Source organism: Rhodococcus sp. no. 34 (assembly GCF_054589475.1).
Window position 1 is genome coordinate 256191 of the sequence record NZ_BAAILK010000026.1, and the last position, 20760, is coordinate 276950.

Genomic DNA, 20760 nt, shown 5'->3' on the forward strand with positions numbered 1-20760 from the left:
GACTCGATCCAATTCCGACTGGACTACGGACCGAGTGTGACGTCGTCACGCACGGGAACGGTTGTCCGCGCACATGCCAGCGAAGCCCACAGCCGGTGGCCTCAATTCGCAAGCGCGGCAAAGGCAGTCGGCGCCGTCAGCTTCTTGTCCATGCCACTGCCTGGCCGGGAACGCCCGCTCGGAACCCTCAATCTCTACAGCCACGACCTCCGAGGTTTCACCGGCGCCGACGTGGCATTGCTCCAACTGTTCGCCGTGACCTCGGCCTACGCGCTGCACAGCTCGCAGCGCCTCGACATCGCCAGAAAGCACGCGATGGACCTCGAGCGAGCACTCGAATCGCGAGGCGTCATCGAACAGGCCAAGGGCATCATCATGGGCACCCACCACGTGGACGCCGACCGAGCCTTCCGCATTCTCATCCAGGACTCGCAGCGCAGCAACGTCAAACTGCGAGTGATCGCCCAGCAGTACATCGACGGCGCGATCGACCCGCGCCAGGCTACGAACAAGCCCGAGACCAACTGAACCGGGCGCCTATCGGCACCTCAGCAAATACAGAGGCACCCACCACATTGGTGAGTGCCTCCTCTTTCGGAGCCTCCTGTCGGGATTGAACCGACGACCTTTCGCTTACAAGGCGAGTGCTCTACCACTGAGCTAAGGAGGCGAAGACCGACGCGTCGCCGCGACTGACTTTGCGGAGCCATCATATCCAAGCCGTCGCGGTGGCCGCGCGCGGGTCACGTTAGATAGCGTGGGCCCCATGCGCAACTCCCACTCCGCCCCCTGATGGCGAAATTCACCGAAGTACTCACACGCCTGACGGGAAACCGGCAAGCCACCGTCGACACGGTCACGTCGGCTCCCGCACCGCTTCAACCGATCGACCTGACAGACGACGCCGTCGTCGCAGAGGTCCTGGACCTCGCGGTTCGGGTGGGCGAAGTCCTCCTCGCATCCGGAACCGCGGCCATGGACACCGCTGAGCAGGTGCAGTTCATCGCCGCCACGTACGGCCTTGCCCAGTGTGACGTCGACGTCACTTACAACTCGATTGTGCTCTCTGCCTATCGCGGCCCGACGCGACCGCCGGCGAGCACGATGCGCATCGTCCACTACCGCTCGATGGACTTCACGCGGCTGGCGGCCGTCGACCGTCTGACACGTCGTATCCGCCGTGAGGCGATCACACCGGACCAAGCGCACGACGCGCTCACAGCCATCACGACGGCGCCGCACCCGTACAACCGATGGACCGCGACCATGGCCTGGGCTGCGATGGCGGCTTCGGTCTCCGTCCTGCTCGGCGGCGGGTTCCTCGTTGCCACAGTCGCGTTTCTGACGACGATGGTCATCGATCGAGTCAACCGCGTACTGAACCGGTTCGGATTACCGTTCTTCTTCCAGCAGGTTGTCGGTGGTCTCATCGCGGCTGCGCCCGCCGCCACGCTCTATACATTTCAGGACCAGCTGGGGATCAGTATCCGGCCGTCGTTGGTCATCGCGGCCGGAGTGGTCGTCCTGCTGTCCGGGCTGTCGTTGGTGGGCTCGGTCCAGGACGCGATCATGGGTGCACCCATTACAGCTGTCGCGCGATTCTTCGAAGTGGTGATGATGACGGGCGGCATCATCGCGGGCGTCGCAATCTCGTTGCGAATGACCGGGATGTTGGGTTCGACGCTTCCACCGATCAATGTGGAAGTCTCCACCATCACGCAGTTGCCGATCCTCATGCTCTCCGGTGCGTGTGCGTCGGTGTTCTACGCGCTCGCCTGCTACGCCGAGCGGCGTGCACTCACCGCGGCGTTCCTGGGCGGTGCGGCAGGCAGTGGTGTGTCGATCTTCGTGCAGACACTCGACGTCGGTCCCGTGATCGCCGCCGCAATCGCCGCAACCGTGGTCGGTCTTGCCGGTGGCCTGATGGCTCGCCGCGCACTGACGCCTCCGCTGGTTGTTGCGGTCGCAGGCATCACTCCCCTGCTCCCCGGTCTGTCGCTGTACCGAGGCCTGTACGCGCTGCTCAACGACCAGGTACTGATCGGGTTGACTGCCTTGCTGTCGGCGTTCGGCATCGGCTGTGCCCTGGCCGCGGGCGTCACGCTCGGCGAATGGGGAGCGCGCACGCTGCGTCGTCCAAGGATTCTGATGCGCGTGGACTCGCTACGTCGCCCGATGGTCCGCAAGCGCAGGCGTCGAGTTCCCGTCACCGAGAAGTAGGCGTCGTTCAAGCAGAAAGAGCTGGGCACCTGACGGTGCCCAGCTCTTTTCTGTTCACTCGGGGGTTCCGAGCGGTGAGAGAATCAGCTCTCGACTGCGTGCTTTCCACCGGCAGCCTGATCGGCTTCCATGGCCTCACGCAGGCTCTTCGGACGCATGTCGGTCCAGTTCGCCTCGACGTATTCGAGGCACGCCTTGCGGCTGTCTTCGCCGAACACCACGCGCCAGCCGGCGGGGACCTCGGAAAACGTGGGCCACAGCGAGTGCTGGTCCTCGTCGTTCACCAGCACGTAGAAGCGGCCGTCTTCGTCATCGAAAGGGTTAGTGCTCATCTCGCCTCACTCGTTACGTACGTGTCTTGTGCGCCCAGACTAGCAAGCGCACCAGTTCGGTTCTGGTGGCTCAGCACCGACGCCAGAATCTCCCCCGCCCGCACTGCCACGTTCGACAGCAGCGACGACGTCAATCCGTGAGTCTGTTCTGTCCCACCCTGCAGATAGATACCGCCTGTCACGTCCTCCGTTACAGCCAGTCGATAATCCCGACTGACGTTACGCGGAACGGACGAATCCGGCACGAGTTCACCCAACAAATCGTCCAGAGGTGCCGGGGTGAAACCCGTGGCCAGAATGAGTGCGTCGCACGCCAGCGTGTCGGTCAAGCCGTCGAGATTGCTACGGACAGCCAGTTCGATGCCGGATTCGGTCTCCACGGCACTCGTGATCTCCGAGGCCCGACGCATGAACAGTCGCCGCGGCCCACGAACCATCTCCTGATATTCGGTGGCATACAGCTTGTTGATCAGTTCGATGTCGACGACCGAGTAATTGGTACTGCGGTGCAGATCGAGCAGTCGGCGTCGTTCCGCGGCGTCTGCACCGTGCAGCTGATCGACGGCTTCGGGATCGAAGATGCGGTTCGCGTACGGGCTGTCGTCTGCCGGGCTGTAGCCGTAGCGGGCAAAAACACTGTGAACTTCGGCGTTCGGGTAGTTCGCGTGCAGGTAGTCGACGATCTCCGCGGCACTCTGGCCGGCGCCGAGAACAACGAACCGGTTGTGTACGGGCTCCGGCATTGCTTCGAGATGGAAGAGGAACTGGTGATTGTGGAAGCACCGGGACGAAGGCGTCGCCCACTCCGGGATCCGCTCTTTCAGTCCGGCTCCGACAACGATGTTGCGCGCGATCACCGTTTCACCGTCGGCGGTGCGAACCGCAAAGCGATCGACAACGCCGTCGGAGTTCTTGATGCCCTCGACCCCGTCGACGGTTGTACCGAACTGCACGTCCGCGTCGACTCGTCGAGCTGCCCAGCACAGGTAGTCGTTGAATTCGTGGCGCGTGGGGAAGAAGGTCTGGTGGTTGACGAAGTCGACCAGTCGACCCTGCTCGAACAGATACGAGAAGAAGCTGTATCCGCTCTGTGGATTCCGGAACGTCACCAGGTCCTTCGGAAACGCGATCTGCATGGTGGCACCGTCGAGCAGCATCCCGGGATGCCACGCGAACTGAGACTGCTTTTCGAAGAACCGCGCGTTCACCCGATCAACGGCCGCACAATTTGCATTGTGTTCTTCGACAGCAATGGCCAACGCGAGGTTGGCCGGACCGAACCCGACGCCGACGATGTCGACAATGGCAGGTTCGGCGCTGGAGTCTCTTGGTGATTCACTCATTACAGGTAGTCCATCCCCGACGGAACGACCTGGTACGGCCGCCAATCGATGTCCCGAAGTAAGTAGCAAAGGCTACCCTTAATGAGGTGAGGGTATCAACACTGTGAGCCCCCGTATAGCGGTCGACCCCACGGAGCGATGCGACGTATGTCATAGTTTCGCCCCCTCGCTCGCGTCATCCCCTTCGGCGGCGACTGCAGCCTCGATCACGTCGACCAACTGACCTGCCCATACGCGGACTGCACCCGCATCGACGCGGTCGGCACGGAACCCGAGAGTTGCAAAGACAGGCCCATCGCCCACCGGTTCGTAAAAACTCAACGTCACATCCGCATCGGGCACTCCCACCGGAATCGGTACGAGAGAACCGAAGTCGCCGAGCCCGTCCAAATCGGCCTGTTGATGATGGATCACCATCACCTGAGGCCTCATGGACGCCGGATTACCCAGCGCCTGCTCGACATACACATATGAGACGTCCTGATTGCTCAGCGCTTCCAGATTGTTCTCCCGGATGCGAGCCAGCAATTCTGCAAACGTCGGACTACCGGACGTATCCGTGCGCAGGAGAACAACATTGAAGAACGATCCGATCATCGGTTCGAGACGGGGATCCGACCTGCCCGCAACCAATGAACCGATGGGAAGATCAGTACCCGCCCCAGCCTTCGTGAGAACGCTGGCCAGTGCGGCCTGCAGGACCATGAACATACTCGTGCCGGTGCGCGCAGCCAGGGCGTCGATTCCGGCGTGCAGACCCGCGTCGATGTCGACGGCGATCACGTCACCTCGAGGCTCCGAGTCACCTTCCGGCAACGGAAGATTCACACTGGTCGGTATTCCGTCGAGCGCATCCCGCCAATATGCAAGTTGCTTCGACGCTCGGCTGTCGACGTCTCGGGGGTCTCCCAACAGCTCGTCCGACCACACAGTGTAATCGGCGTACGTCAATGCAAGCTCGTCCCAAACCGGTTGATCTCCCTGCGACCGGGCTGCATAAGCAGAGACCAGATCTCCCAGCAGCGGCACTACGGACCACTCGTCGACGGCGATGTAGTGCATGACGAGAAGCAGTGTCCTAGAGCCGTCTTCACCAAGCACCAGATGAACCCGCAACGGTGATTGCTCACGCAGATCCATCGGAAGTTGAGCCAGTTCGAACACCACTCGACCCACATCGCCGGCGCCGACATCGACCACATCGACAGTCGGACGCACCGATTCTCTTGCCACGACGATGCCGTCGACCTCGACGAAGGTGGTCCGCAGGGGTTCGTGCCGCGAAGTCACATCGTCCAAGGCGTGCCCGAGAATCTCCGGATCGATCTTCGATTTCAGGGTCAGCGCCAGAGCGTGGCTTGCTTGCGGTTGCGCGCCGGACACGCGGAACAACTCCCATTGACGACGTTGCGGCGCAGACAGACCCATCGTCTCGGGACGTTTCACCGCCGGCGCCAGGATCGGACGCCCACCTTCCGAACGCGCGACGACGGCCGCCAACTCCGCAACACTCGGCGCGTCGAATACGTCTCGAATACTGACGTCCACGCCGAACGCTTCCCGAATGCGACCGACCAGTTTCATCGAAGTCATCGAATGGCCGCCGAGTTCGAAGAAACTGTCGTGGACTCCGACGCTCGGTAGCTGCAGGATTTCCGCGAACGCAGCCGCAACCGTGGACTCCACTGCCGTGCGAGGAGCAACATCACCCGCCAGCTCCGACCAGTCCGGAGTGGGCAACGACTTGCGGTCGAGCTTTCCGTTGGGCGTCAACGGCAGCGGACCGTCAAGGGCGACAACCATGGTCGGAACCATGTAGTCGGGCAACGACACTGCCGCGAGGTTCCGCACTGCCGTCGTGTCGACGACGACACCGGGTTCCGGTGACACGTAACCGACCAGGCGCGTGATTTCGCCCTGCCGATCCGCGACGACCGTTGCCTGCTTCACCGAAGGATGGGCACTGAGAGCTCCGATGATTTCGCCCAACTCGATTCGGAAACCGCGGATCTTGACCTGATCGTCGACGCGGCCGAGGAAGTCGATGTTCCCGTCAGTGCGCCACCGCGCGCGGTCCCCGGTGCGATACATGCGATCGCCCGCGGTGAAGGGATCGGCGATGAATCTCTGTGCCGTCAGATCGAATCGGCCCAGATAGCCTCTCGCCAGGCCGCGTCCCGCGATGTACAGCTCGCCGGATACTCCCGGCGGAACCGGACGCAGTTGATCGTCGAGCACGTACGCCTGTTCGTTGGGGTCAGGGATTCCGATGGGCACGGGACCGTTCCAACTGGGTTCCGCCTGCCACAGTGTGTTGTTCACCGTGGCTTCGGTGAGTCCGTACGCGGCAAGCAAATTCAGCCGCTCCGCCCATCGCCCGATCAGCTCCGGTGGCACCGTCTCGGTTCCGACCAACACGGTGCAGCCCTGCGGCACTTCACATCCTGCCGGCAGAGCGGCCAGCAACGAGGGAGGGATGATCGCGTGGGTGACACGATTGCTCGTCATGAAATCGGTCAGCGCCGGACCGGCAACTCGTGCATTCTGCGGCACGATCACCAGGGTGCTGCTCGTGCACAGTGCCATCGCCAGCTCGAATACCGTGACGTCGAAGCCGACCGAAGCGAACTGCATCACCACCGAACCCGGTACCAGTCGCATCCGAACCTCGGCTGTGGCAACAAGACTCGGAATACCGTCATGGGAGAGGACGGCTCCCTTCGGCTTGCCGGTCGATCCCGAGGTGTAGATGACATAGGCAGCGTGGCTGACGCCAACTGGTGGCCGGGGAGTTTCGACGATCACTGCCTCGTCCAGTTCCGCACGGATCAGCGGGTCGTCCAGGAGGATTCGCTCGACGCCGACCACATCCTCGATCCGCGAGCTTTCCTCCGCAGTGGACAGAAGTACCGAGGCGCGGGAATCGGTGAGCATGTATGTGATGCGCTCGCTCGGGTGGCTCAAATCCAGGGGTAGATACGCGGCCCCCAGCTTGAGCACGGCGAGGACCGACGCGACCATTTCCACCGAGCGCGGGACGGCAAGCCCCACCACGTCTTCGACCGACACTCCGCGGCGATTCAGCACGCCGGCGATCCGATCACACTGCTCGGAGAGTTCGCGGTACGTGGCCTGCCCCGCCTCGTCGCGCACCGCAATCGCCTCGGGCGTAGCAGCGACCCCACGCGCGAAAGCGTCGTAGAACGTCTCTTCCGGCACGTCGACGGCGGTGTCGTTGAACGAGGTGACAACCTGTTCGAGTTCGCCTGGCAAGAAGATGTCGATGTCACCGATCTCGATGTCGGCCGATTCCACGACGGCCGCGATCACCGAGTCCAATCGGTTCGAAATTCGCTGTGCCGTTTCGCGATCGAAGAGGTCGCTGCCGTACTCGAGTCGGACGTCGATGCAGCCTTCGTCGCCGAGGTACTCGGTGAAGTTGAACACCAGATCGAACTTCGCCGTGTACTCCTCGAGTTCGAACGAATCGCCGCCCATCTCCTCGCGGCTGTGATAGCCGACCATGACCTGGAACAGCGGATTACGTGCCAAAGTACGCGACGGATTGAGGCGCTCCACCACCGTTTCGAAGGGAACGTCAGCGTTGGCGAAGGCCTCGAGATCTCCCTCGCGAACGCGATCCACCAACTCCCGGAACGTCGGGTTACCCGACGTATCCGTGCGCAGCACAATCGTATTGACGAAGAAGCCGACCAGTTCGTCGAGTCCCTGCTCACTACGTCCGGCGACGGGAGCGCCGAGGGGAAGGTCCTCACCCGCTCCGAGCGCAGTCAGCAACGCCGCCGACGCCGCGTGCAGAACCATGAACATCGAACTCCGGCTCTCGCGCGCCAGATCTCGCAGTGCAGCAGTTGTCTCCACGCCCAACCGTGTCACCACTGCACCACCGGAGAAACTCGGTCTGGCCGGTCGACTCCGGTCGGCGGGAAGCAGCAGTTCTTCGGGGGCTCCGTCCAAACTCTTCGCCCAGAAGTCCAACTGCGTGCTCAGGACGCTCGACGGATCGTCAGGGCTGCCCAACAATTCCCGTTGCCACAGAGTGTAATCCGCGTACTGAACCGGAAGCGGTTCGAAAATTGGATCTTCGCCCTGGATCCGAGAGGAGTATGCCGACATCAGATCGCGCAGGAATGGCCGATCGGACCATTCGTCCGTAGTGATGTGATGCAGGACGATCACGACCACTACGGCACCGTCCACCTCGGCACCGTCCACCCGGATCAGACGTGCGCGGATCGGAATCTCGTCAGACAGGTCGAACGGACGACCCACTGCCACGGCAATTTCACCGGCAACACCGGATTCGTCTCGATGAACTGTCTCGACCGGAATCGTCGCCGATTCGAGAATTATCTGCTCCGGCGATCCGTCCACCAACCGGAACACCGTACGCAGGGATTCGTGTCGTTCCACGACGTCGCCGAGCGCCGCGGCGAAGACGTCCGCGTCCAGTGCGCCGTCCAAACGGAGCACGATCGGGAAATTGTAGGCCGCGGAGTTCTCCTCCATCTGTCCGATCAGCCACAATCGCTGTTGAGCGGCAGAAAGAGGAAGGTGGTCCGGCCGCGGCTTCGCCACCAGTACCGGTCGCGTCGATCCCTGCTCGGCCGCAATACGTTCCGCGAGTTCCGCCACCGTCGGCGCTTCGAAGAGATCACGCATGGTCAGACTGTTCGGAATGGCGATCCGAGCTCGACTGATCAGCTTGGTGGCCAGAAGCGAGTGCCCACCGAGGTCGAAGAAGTTGTCGTCGACCCCGATATCGCCCACATCGAGTACGTCGGAGAAGAGGTCGCAGAGGACCTCTTCCGTGTGGTTACGCGGTGCGATCGACTCCCCACTCCGCTCCCCCAGCACCGAATCAGCCGTGGGCAGTGCCTTGACGTCGAGCTTGCCGTTGACGGTCATCGGTAGTGTCTCCACCTCGATCACCACGGCCGGAACCATGTAGTCGGGTAGGAGAACTCGCGCCTGCGCGCGGTAGTCGTGCCCGTCGCCGAGTTGCACGGGTGTCACGTAGCCGACGAGCCTCTTGACTCCACCTGCCCCGACGTCGACCACCACTGCCGCTTGCCGCACATGTTCGTCGGATTCGAGAACGGAGACGATTTCGCTCGGCTCGATGCGGTGACCTCTGATCTTCACCTGATCGTCGGTGCGGCCGAGGAAATCCAGGTTGCCGTCACCGCGTCGCCGCACGAGATCCCCGGTGCGGTACATACGTTCTCCGGTCCCAGCCGGATCTGCGACGAAGCGCTCGGACGTGAGCGCGAAGCGTCCGAGGTAGCCGCGAGCCAAACCGGCTCCGGCAATGTACAGTTCGCCGGCAACTCCATCGGGGACCGGGCGCAGCCAGCCGTCGAGAATATGCGCGGCCGTGTTCCAGATCGGTTTGCCGACGGTCGGGGTGTCACTGTCGAACGTTCCGCCACCGAGCGTGTTGATCGTGTATTCCGTCGGACCGTAGAGGTTGTAGCCCACGGTTCCCTCGGTGTCGCGCAGCCTGTTCCACACCGAATCCGGAACGGCTTCACCGCCGAGCAGGACCAACGGCGGGCGGTGGTGTCCCACACCGTCGTCGAGAAGCCCGCTGTCGATCAGGTGCGTCGCGTAGGTCGGTGTCACGTTGACGACGTCGATGTCCAGTGCGTCGCAGTATGCAACGAGTGCCTCGGCATCACGACGCAGATCTTCGTCGCAAATGTGCACCTCGTGGCCTTCCACGAGCCACAGAAGTTCCTCCCACGACATGTCGAAGGCGAAGGACACGGTGTGCGCGATCCGCAGGCGCCGGCCCGCCGCGGCGATCACGGGTTCGAAAATCGCCTCGCGGTGGTTGAACTGCATGTTCGTCAAGCCGCGGTAACCGGTGACCACGCCCTTGGGCTTGCCGGTCGAACCGGAGGTGTAGATGACGTACGCGGGGTGGTCGAGTCGATGCGGTGCCCCCGGGGCGAATGCTCCGAGTTCCGACGCGGAGAGTGCCCGCGCCGAGATCGTCAGTCTCCTTGCTGCTGTATCAGGTTCGTCGATCACGATAGTGCGGACGTCCGCACCTTCGAACCTCGGTGAGGCCGAAACGGTTGTCAGCAACACGACAGGATCCGCGTCGTCGATCATCACGGCCAACCGTTCGGCCGGATGGTCGAGTTCGAGGGGTAGGTAGGCAGCACCCGTGCGCAATACCGCGAAGAGCGCGACGACCATGTCCACAGAACGTGGTAGGCCAAGAGCGACAATCTTTTCCGGGCCGGCGCCGCAATTGATCAGCAACCGCGCCATCCGGTTGATCTCGCCGTCGAGATCGGCGTAGGTCATCCGGCGCTTCCCGAACACGAGTGCCGTGTCGTCCGGTTGCGCCGACGCGACTTCTTCGAACAGGTCGGCAATGGTGCGCTCCGGCAACTCCCGGATCTGCGTCTGCTGCGCTACTGCGGGAACCGGAGACGCAACAACCGATCCCGTCATGTCCTGCGACCAACTCTGCAGCAGGTCGACGAAGTGACCCAGTAGGTCCTCGGCCCGGCGCGCGGTCACCAGATGCGGATGGAACTCGAACTTGACGTTGACGGTGGCACCCGGTGTGACCACGACAGTCAGCGGATAGTGCGTGTGATCGATACTGTCGCTTCCACTCACGTCGTGAGCGGCGTTGAGCGCGTGGACTTGCCTCTCGTCCACGAAGTTCTGCAAGACCATCAGCACGTCGAAGAGTTGACGATGCTCGGAAACACGCTGGATCGATGCCAAACCGAGGTAGTCGAAGGGCATCAGCGAAAGTCGATCCGCCTGTGTCCGACGAAGAAGTTCCTCGACGCTCTCGTTCGGATCCAGTTGCAGCCGAACGGGAACGGTGTTGAGGAACATGCCCACCACGGTGTCGATTTCCGGTACCTCCGGCGGCCGTCCGGCAACCGTGGAGCCGAAGACGACGTCCTGTCGACCGGTGGCCGACGCCAGCACGAGGGCCAGCGCTGCATTCAGTACCGTGTTGAACGTGACGCCGGACGCGGCAGCGCGCTCACGCAACGCATGCGAAAGCGTTTCCGACAGAACCGCATCGCGGCGATCCGGAAGCTGAACTTCGACGCCGGGCGCAGGCTCGGCAACAAGCGTCGGCTCCTCGAGTCCTGCGAGCGCTCCGCGCCACCCCTCGTCGGCGGCTGCACCGTCGCGATCGGCCAACCAGGCGAGGTATGTCTCGAACGACCCCTCGGGTTCGCCGAATGCGCTGTCGTCGCCGCCGGTATCGTAAAGCGCCAGAAGCTGACTGACGACAAGGCCGTTGGACCAGCCGTCCCACAGCAGGAACTGCCTGTTGATCACCAGACGATCCTGGCCGCCGGGCAGATGCAGCACACTCATACGCCACAGCGGCGGCGCGGTCAGGTCGAATGGCGTCACTCGGTCTTGGGCGGCGACGGCCTCGGCACGCTCACGAGCAACCGAGTCGTCGAGTTCACGGAGATCGTGGACGACGACCGGAACATCGAGTCCAGCGCTGAAGAACTGCACCGGCTCGTTCAGCCCTTCGCTCACGAAACCCGCTCGCAACGTGGGATTTCGTCGTTGAAGTGTCCGGGCGGCCGCAGCCAACCTGTCGACATCGAGGGTGTGCCCGAAGTCCATCGAGAACTGTGCCGTGTAGATGTCCCCACCACTGCTGCTGTCGCTGCTGCCCGCGTAGCCGGCTTGGAAGTACAGGCCTTCCTGCAACGGTGAGAGTGGGAGGATGCTGCTGACACCTGCCGGACTCGCATCGGCTATCGCGTCGATCTCGGTCTGACTCAGGTCGAGCAACGTCACATCGGACGGGGTCAGAATGGGAGGCCCGGCGTGACGCGCGGCCGCAGCCGCCAGATCGCCGAGGGCCGAAACCCAGCCGTCGGAGAGTGACTGCGCGTCCTCCTCGGACAAATCTTCACTTGCCCAGGCAAACTCGGCGCGGAGCCCCGAATCCACGCTGACGACATTCACGATCAGTCGGTACGGGCCTCCCATGTCTGCGTCGGGATCGGTGGACAAGGCTTCGGATTCCGCTGCCAAGGACCATGCTGTCGATCCAGCTGTCGTCGTACGTCCGAGATAGTTGAACAGGATCTGAGATTCGGAGCGCCCCGCCAATGTCGATGCCGTGCGGGCATTCACGTATCGCAGCATCCCGTAGCCGATACCGCCGTCCGGAGCCGCCCGCAGGCTCTCCTTCACCTCGCGTAGCGTGTCCACCGGGTCGATTCCGCCGTGCAGTCGCATCGGGGCAATCGTGGTGAACCAGCCGACTGTTCGCGACAGATCGATGCCCGCCACCAACTCCTCCCGGCCGTGCCTTTCCAGATCGACCAGCAATTCGTGCTCACTGCGGCCGGTGGAGCGGCGCCAGCGATCGACGGACATCGTCAGCGCTGCCAACAGAACATCCGTTCCCTCGGCACCCACCATTGCCGCAACCGATCCAAGTGCTGCCTCGGAGATTGCTCCGTCCACCGTGACCGTGCGCCTCGAGCCTCCGGATACGACGGCATCGCCCGCGGCGTCGGGGATCAACTGCGCGCCCGGAGCGGTCACGATCAGCCAGTGATCGAGTTCGGCGAATCGATGAGCACTGTATGCGTGTTCGGCCACCGTACGGGAGAAGGTACGCAGCGAAGTTCCGACAGCATCCAGTGCGGCGGGCTCTCCGGCTTCGACTGCCACCCAGGCCATCGCGAGATCCTCGAGCACGGTTCCCCAGGAAACCCCGTCCACGACCAGGTGGTGCGCGACTATCGCGAGTCTGCCCAGACTCTCAGCGCCGCAATCGAACCAGACCACCGACACCATCCGCCCTGCAGACGGATCCAATCGACTGGTCGCTGCTTCGGAGTGCTCAGTGACAAGTCTTCGCAACTCGGAGTCATCCAGTCCCCGAGCATCAACGCGTTCGACCAGGTTCGCTGCCCGGACACTACCGGGTTCCTCGATCCGCGCCGACCACATCCCGCGGTCATGTCGGATCAAGGTTTGGCGAAGTCCGTCGTGGTGATCGAGCACGGCCTGCAATGCGCCGGTGATCGAACCGAGAGATGTTGCCGGAGAGTGGATCAGAACTGCCTGGTTGAAGCGGTCGGTACCACCCGTCCATTCGGACAAGCGGTGAACCACCGGCAGCGGAACCAGCTCACCCACGCCGATGTCGGCCGTGACGGTGGCATCCGAGGTGGCGACATCACCCACCGCTGCAGCGATCGCAGCGGGAGTGCGCAATTCGAAGATCTGACGCGGGGTCAGCACTACCGAATCACGACGAGCCAGGTTGACCAGTCGGATCGCCAGGATACTGTCGCCGCCGAGAGTGAAGAAATCGTCGCGCACCCCGACACGGGGCAGTCCGAGAACCGTCGCGAAATGCCCGGCGAGGAGGTCTGCAACGACCGAGGAAACCACTCCCGTCAAGTCGCCCACCTGTGCCGCAAAATCCGGTGCAGGTAGTGCTTTTCGGTCGAGCTTGCCACTCGGGCTCAGCGGCAGCGACTCGAGCCGCACGAAGGCACTTGGCACCATGAACTCCGGTAGCACTGACAACAACTGAGCTCGAACCGCAACATCATCAGCATCTCCGACCAGGTAGGCGACCACCTGTGCGCGGTTGCTCGGACCGTCGGTTCGGACGATCACGGCACTTGCCGTGACTCCGGGGCACAGCGCCAATTGCGCTTCGATTTCGCCGAGTTCGATTCGGAATCCACGAACCTTCACCTGCTCGTCGGCACGGCCGAGGTACTCGAGAACGCCGTCGGCATTCCACCGCACGATGTCACCGGTCCGGTACATCCGCGAGCCGCCGTCGCTGTACGGATTCGCCACGAATCGTTCGGAGGTCAATCCCCCACGTCCGTGGTAACCACGTGCCAGTTGTGGCCCTGCCAGATAGAGCTCACCGGTGGCACCGGCCGGGACGTTCTGCAGGTAGGGATCGAGAACCAACAGGCCGGTGTTGGCGGCAGGTGCGCCGATCGGGACGCTGACGGCGTCTGGCGGAGTTTCCTGCACCGACGGCTGCCAACTGACGTCGACGGCGGCCTCGGTGGGGCCGTAGAGGTTGTCCACCAGAGTATTCGGCAGGATCTCGGAGACCTTGCGCGCAACGTGAACGGGCAGTGCCTCGCCGCTGCAGTTGACGATCTCGAGCGAAGAGCACAGTGCTGCTTTCGGCTCCGCGAGAAACACGTCGAGCATCGACGGAACAAAATGCACTCGGGTCACGGAATGTTCGACGATGACGTCGGCCAGATAGCCAGGGTCCTTGTGCCCGTCCGGCTCGGCCATCACGAGAGTTGCCCCCACCAGGAACGGCCAGAAGAATTCGGGAACGGAGACGTCGAAGCTCGACGGGGTCTTCTGCAGCATCCGGTCGGAGACGTCCATCGGACGTATCTGCTGTGCCCAGAGCAATCGGTTGACCACACCCTCGTGGTTGACCACAACGCCTTTGGGGCGACCGGTCGAACCCGAAGTGTAGATCATGTACGCGGCATCCGCGGGCGATCCTGGGACACTCAGCGGATCGGCGGGGAACTGCGCCGACTCCGATACCGTCACCCGCGGAACCGAACCCGAATCGAGTGAAGAGTCTTCCGACACCACGACACACACAGGATCGGCGTCACCCAGCATGTACGTCAGCCGCTCCGCCGGGTAGCCGGTGTCGAGGGGAACGTATGCTCCCCCGGCCTTCCCGATGCCGAGTATCGCGACCATCAGATCAGGAGAGCGAGGCAAGGCCACCGCTACCAACGATTCGCGTCCGACGCCACGTTCGCGCAGCAGATGCGCAAAACGATCAGCGCGAGAGTGAAGTTCGGCGTAGGTCAACGACTCTTCACGGAAGATCACTGCGGTGGCTTCGGGCGTACGCCCGGCTTGATCCTTCAGCAGCTCGGTCAGCGTTGCGCGCGGCCGATCCAAGGCCGTGCCGACGCTCCCCGGCTGTGCGGGTGCCAGCGCGATCCGGCCGATGACCTGATCGAGATCGCGCGAGAGCTCGGTGAGTACGACTGCGAGAGTTTCGGCCAGCGACGCAGCGGCGTCGCCGTCCACCTGAGCAGCGTCGTACTTGAGCTCCAACGCCAATCGATCGCCGGGGACGACGATCAGGGTCAACGGGTAGGCCGGTCGCTCGTCGAATCGAATTCCCGTCAGTCGCACCGAGTTCGTCGGATCAGCGATTGCCGTGTCACCGAGTGGATAGTTCTCGAACACGACGAGTGATTCGAAGTCCTGCTCCAGTCCGCCGGTCCGTCGCAGTTCGGGTAACCCCAGGTACTGATGGTCGAGTAGTTCCGATTGTTCCCTCTGCCAACGGGAAAGCGCTTGCGCGGCTGTCTCTGCCGGATCGAACCGCAACCGAGCCGGCACGGTGTTGATGAACAAGCCCACCATGGACTCGATCCCGGGCAGGTCTCCACCGCGTCCCGATACGGTCGATCCGAACAGCACGTCTGTTCGGCCGGTCATTCGGCCGAGCACCAGCCCCCAGGCGCCGTGCACGAGCGTGCTCAGCGTCAGGCCATGGGAGCGTCCGTTGATCGCCAGTGCGCGAGTATCACTGTCGGACAGCTCGACTCGGGTGGCACAGACGCCGCTGCTGCCCGCGCTCGGCGCGGGAAGTTCGACCGCGGGCCCGGGAGAGTTCAGCGCTTCTCTCCACACCGCTGCCGAGGCCTCGTGATCGTGGCCGGCCAACCATTCGAGATAGCTGCGGTACGGCGCCGGAGTCGGGAGCACCACGCCGGAGTCGCCAACGCTGTACGACGCCATCAGCTCCCGCAGCATCACCGGAACCGACCATCCGTCTGCGACCGCATGGTGAATCGACTGCAGCAGAAGGTACTTCTCCGAAGAGGCACGGACAAGCGTGTAACGGACGAGCGGCGGTTGCGCCAGGTCGAACCCGCGCGCGCGGTCGGCGGAAAGCAGTTCATCGACATCGGCGCCGGCCACCTCGACTACCGCCATCTCCACGACAGCGCTCGGGTGCACCACCTGCACGACCCGGCCGTCACCCAGGACCGAGAATCCGGTGCGCAGCGCCTCATGCCGATCGACGACGGATTGCAGCGCGCGGCGCAACGCCGCACTGTCCACGGCTCCGGTCAGTTCCACAACCTGTTGCACGACATACTGATCGGCCCCCGGATCGGCAAACGCCGAATGGAAGTAGATCCCTTCCTGCAGCGGAGTGAGTGGGAGAATCTCTTCAGCCTTCGGTAACCCGTCCACGTCTGCCTGAGCGAGCGCCACCAGAGGGTAGTCCGAGGGTGTGGCTCCGCCGAAGGCTGCGAGCCCGGACACGGCCTCGAGCGAGTCCAGCCACAACCGCGCAAACCTGTCGATGTCGCTACGCAGGAAGATGTTCGACGCCCAGGTCAGGGTGGCTCGCAGTCGTGGTCCACCGGCGGCGTCCTCGGCTACGACGTCGACAGACAACGCGTGTCCCAGCGGCATGGACGGATCGGCAGCACCGTCCATCGACACCGGGAACCAGTCCCCCTCCGCTGCGGCAGTACGTCCCAGGTAGTTGAGCACCACCTCCGGCGCTGCGACGCTACCCAACTGATCCGAGCTGCCCAGGTATCGCAATGCTCCGTACCCGAAGCCGGCGTTGGGGACGCGTCGAAGTTGCTCCTTGACGCTCTTGAGAACCCCCGCCAACTCGCCGCTCGCTTCGAGATCCGGAGCGGCTGTACCGATCTCGAGCGCCACCGGGAACACTGTGGTGAACCATCCGACGGTACGAGTCAGGTCGACGTGCGCAGCGCCGTCACCGCGAACGATGTCCTCGTCGCGTCCGTGCCCCTCCAGGTCGATCGTCACCGATCCGGCACCGCTCCAACGGGTCAGCGCCACGGCAAGTGCGGTGACCAGCACTTCGCTCACATCGGCTCCGAACGCCCGTGGGACACTGCCCAACAGCTGATCTGCAAGTTCTGGAGGTAGGGTGATCGACCGCGCTGCAGCGGTGCGCGCGAGGTCAACTGCCGGGTCGAGTGCCCGACGGCCGAGAGATGCCCGTTGTGCGGACGTCACCGAGTCCCAGAACTCGATTTCCGAGTCCAGTCGCCCGGCTCCGACCGCATCCGAGACGAGTTCGGCGTACCTTCGCACCGACGTGCCGACCGGAGCGAGTGCGGGTTCGTCGCCATTCATCGCTGCGATGCCGGCGCGCGCGAGGTCCTCGAGGATGATGCGCCACGAGACGCCGTCGACCACCGCGTGGTGGATGACCAGCAACAGCCGTCCGGGACCGGTCACAGGGCGGAACAGAACAGCGCTGACCATCGTGCCGTCGGCCGGATTCAGACGGCCGACAGCTCGCTCGGTCTCGGCGACGATCAGCGGTCCGCATTCTTCGAGCGGTGCCGGTAGTGCACGGGTCTCGAAGACCACAGCCACTTCGTTTGTCTCCGGGACGAGCAGTCTTCCTTCGGGCGTCAACGTCGCACGAAGTGCATCGTGGCGCGCCACCAGGGCGTCGAGCGCCGCCTGGACATGCTCGGACGTCAAGGCTGACGGCGTCTGAATCAGCGCTCGCTGGTGGAAGGTTCGTACTGCGTCCGACACTCCGAGAACCCTGGCGGCAATCGGCGTCGTAGCTACGTGGCCGATCGGTTGGTCCGCGTGGTCGACGATCTCAGCCACTCGGGAGGACTGGGCACGCGCCATAGCCTCGGCGGTGCGCAGTTGGAACACCTCGCGAGGACTGATCGACAAACCGGCAGCACGAGCCGCGGTCACGAGTGAGATCGCGACGATGCTGTCGCCGCCCAGTGCAAAGAAGTCGTCGGTAACGCCGACCGAATCGAGGCCGACTGCCGACGCGATCAACGTGCAGAACTGTTGTTCGACTTCGTTTCTCGCGGCGACATGTGCACTCAGTTCGGCGAGATCGGGCTCGGGTAGCGCGCGACGGTCGAGTTTGCCGTTTGCCGTGAGCGGAAACTTGTCGAGGACGGTGACGGTGGTCGGGACCATGTAGTCGGGCAGCTTGCTCGCAGCCCACTCGCGAAGCTCACGTGAGTCGATCGCGAGGTTCGTCCCCGACGCTGCGCTCACGTAGGCGGCGAGATACTTTGCACCTGTTGGTGCTTGGCGCACCAGAACTGCCACGTGACGCACTGCGGGGTGCGAAATCACGGCGGCTTCGACATCCTCGAGTTCCAGGCGCATGCCGCGGATCTTCACCTGATTGTCCGTGCGTCCGAGGAAGTCGAGGGTGCCGTCGTCGGTCCATCTGGCCAAGTCACCGGTGCGATACATCCGGGATCCGGCCAGATCACCTGAGACGAAGGGATCCGCGACAAAGCGAGATGCGGTCAGCGCCGACGCGCCGACGTATCCGCGTCCCAGCAGGAAGCCCGCGGCGTAGAGTTCGCCGCCGGTGCCGATCGGAACCGGCTGCAGGTCGCCGTCCAACACGTACAGGCGAGTGTTGGGGTTCGGCCGCCCGATGGAGGTCGCGATTCGTTCCGCGTCCTCTCGGTAGATCACATGGGAGACACCGATGGTCGCTTCTGCCGGCCCGTAGCCGTGATACAGCGTCGTGGACAGTTGGGCACGGAACCGGTCGAAGAGTTCAGGCGTGAGAACCTCACCGCCGCACCACACGTGCTTCAACGAATCGAGCTGATCGGTCTCGTTCGCCAGGTCCAGCAGTATGTCGAGCATGGACGAGACCAGGTAGACGAAGGTGACCGATTCTCCGGCGATCAGGTCGAGCAGGTATTGCGGGTCGCGTTCCCCCTCGGGCTTCGCGATCACCAATCGACCGCCGGAGACGAGCGGGAGCAGGATCTCGTTGATCGAGATGTCGAACGAGAGTGGGGCTTTGAACAAGGAGGCATCGCCGGACCCGAACCCGAGAATCCGCTCCCGTTGCCACAGCAACCTTGCGCAGATTGCCTCGTGGCGGATCATGGCGCCCTTCGGACGTCCGGTCGAACCGGACGTGAAGATGACGTATGCGAGTTGGGCACCGTGAATACGAATGTCGGAGGTCATTGTCTCGGATAGGTCCGAGGGCCCGTCCTCGTACGCCCACGCGGAGAGATCGACCGGAACGGAGTCGTCTACACCGTCCGAGGTGAGCACCAGTGTGGCGCCCGCGTCGGCAAGTACCGATTCGCGGCGTTCGGCAGGCCATGACGGATCCAGTGGCACGAAGGCACCACCGGCACACATGACGGCCAACAACCCCACCACCATCTCGGCGGATCTCGGAAGCCCGATCGCCACAACGGTTTCGGTCGCGACACCGCGAGAGATCAAGTGCGCGGCGAGCTGTGATACCCGACTTTCGAGTTCGCCGTACGTCAGCCGGACGTCCCCGTCGACCACGGCGACAACGCCCCGATCGACAGAGAAGCTGCTGCGCAACAAATCCGGCACCGTCGTGACGGGCTGCGGCTCTGCGGTGTCGTTCCACCCGTGGAGCACGAGTTCTCTCTCCGCGAGCGACATGGGGTCGAGTGCCGAGATCGGAAGCTGCGGCTCTGCTACGAATCGATCGAGGAACTGTTCGATTCTGGCGGTGTGATCGGCCAACTCCCTGTCGAATCCGGCCGGGGCGCGGACGTCGATCTCGATCGGCTCCCCGTCCTGACCACCGCGCACACTCAGATCCAGGTCACTGACTCGACCGGTTACCGAATTACGCACGCGCACCGGGCATCCGCCGAAGGTGAGTGTGTGTTCGAACATCATGGAGTTGATGCCGGGACCGAAGACCTGACGGTCGGGATCGATCGCCCGAATGTCGCGAGCGAGATCCTCACCTCGGTAGCGCCCGTGCTTGAGAATCGAGACCAGGGCGGTGTCGAGACGAGTTGCCAACTGGCCGATGGTTTCCGAGCGTTCTACCCGAATACTCAGCGGCAAAATCGTCGACGCCATCGAAGGAGTGCGACGCATGTTGCGCCCCACCCGAGCGGCCATCGGTACCGAGACGACAACGTCGTGCTTTCCGGTGGTTCGTGCGATGTACGCGATCAGCGCCGCCATGGGCAGGCGAGTTCGTCGAATCCCGGCGTCGGCCGCATAGCGGTAGAGCTGTGCCGCGCGATCAGCGTCGAGCGTGAGTATCGCCGAGATCGGCGGCAGCGAATCATCCACCTGCCCATGCAGAATCCGCGTCGCTTCCGGTCCCGATTCAACGCGTTCGACCCAGTACTGACGGTCGGTCTGGAATCGCGGAGAGTTCCGGTAATCCAGATCGGCTGCAACCACGGCGTCGAGTGACCACTGCGGCGCGGCAGTCCCGAGATTCGGATCGTCGTATCGCTCGGCGACGTCGGCGACGATGAGCGAGATGCCGTACCCGTCGACCACGCTGTGGTGATAGCGCTGATACCAGATGACTCGGTCGTCAGCGGTCAGCAGAAGCACCTGGCGGAACAGCAGATCGTCCGGACCGAAGACCCGAGCCATGTCGGTGTCCATCCACGACTGCGCAGTCGAATCGGGATCCGCCTCGGCCCGAAGGTCGAGAATTTCCACGTCCCAGCGCGCATCCGGAATCGGCACCTGGATCAGCTGGTTGTCGGCATCGACCTCGAAGTGCACGAACAGCGCTTCGACGCGTCCGACGCTGGCCTCGATCGCCGCTGCCGCGCGCTCGACGTCGATCGTGCCGTCGACCTCGACGACAAGTCCGATGTTGTAGACCGGACTGCTCGGATCGACGTTCTGAGCAACCCACACCTCACGCTGAGCGGCCGTCGCCGGGAGCGCTGCGTCCAGATCGGCACCGCCCGATACCGCCGGGTGAGCTACCTGAGAGTGGTCAGACATCAAGAATCCGATCATCGTCG

At 63.4% G+C, this 20760-nt stretch carries 5 protein-coding genes and 1 tRNA gene; 2 read left to right on the forward strand and 4 right to left on the reverse strand.

All coding sequences use genetic code 11. The annotated features are described in order from the left end of the window. The coding region (locus tag ACYP01_RS10295) for an ANTAR domain-containing response regulator (RefSeq protein WP_459679801.1) at positions 1–528 on the forward strand (528 nt) is incomplete at its 5' end. A gap of 70 nt (positions 529–598) precedes the next feature. On the opposite strand, the gene ACYP01_RS10300 is transcribed toward ACYP01_RS10295, so the two are convergent. Continuing rightward, a tRNA-Thr gene (locus tag ACYP01_RS10300) sits at positions 599–670 on the reverse strand. A gap of 122 nt (positions 671–792) precedes the next feature. On the opposite strand from ACYP01_RS10300, the gene ACYP01_RS10305 reads away from it, so the two are divergent. After that, positions 793–2220, forward strand: coding sequence for a threonine/serine exporter family protein (locus ACYP01_RS10305; protein ID WP_007734361.1), 1428 nt, complete (start codon positions 793–795; stop codon positions 2218–2220). 83 nt (positions 2221–2303) lie between these two features. On the opposite strand, the gene ACYP01_RS10310 is transcribed toward ACYP01_RS10305, so the two are convergent. From ACYP01_RS10310 to ACYP01_RS10320, 3 genes are all read right to left on the reverse strand, one after another. Beyond that, on the reverse strand, positions 2304–2552 hold the full coding sequence (locus tag ACYP01_RS10310) for an MbtH family protein (RefSeq protein ID WP_003945538.1): 249 nt from the start codon (positions 2550–2552) through the stop codon (positions 2304–2306). Continuing rightward, on the reverse strand, positions 2549–3895 hold the full coding sequence (locus ACYP01_RS10315; protein ID WP_007734359.1) for a lysine N(6)-hydroxylase/L-ornithine N(5)-oxygenase family protein: 1347 nt from the start codon (positions 3893–3895) through the stop codon (positions 2549–2551). The genes ACYP01_RS10310 and ACYP01_RS10315 overlap by 4 nt, the downstream gene beginning before the upstream one ends. Positions 3896–4045: 150 nt before the next feature. Next, positions 4046–20755, reverse strand: coding sequence for an amino acid adenylation domain-containing protein (locus ACYP01_RS10320; RefSeq protein ID WP_459679805.1), 16710 nt, complete (start codon positions 20753–20755; stop codon positions 4046–4048). Between the last annotated feature and the right edge of the window lie 5 nt (positions 20756–20760).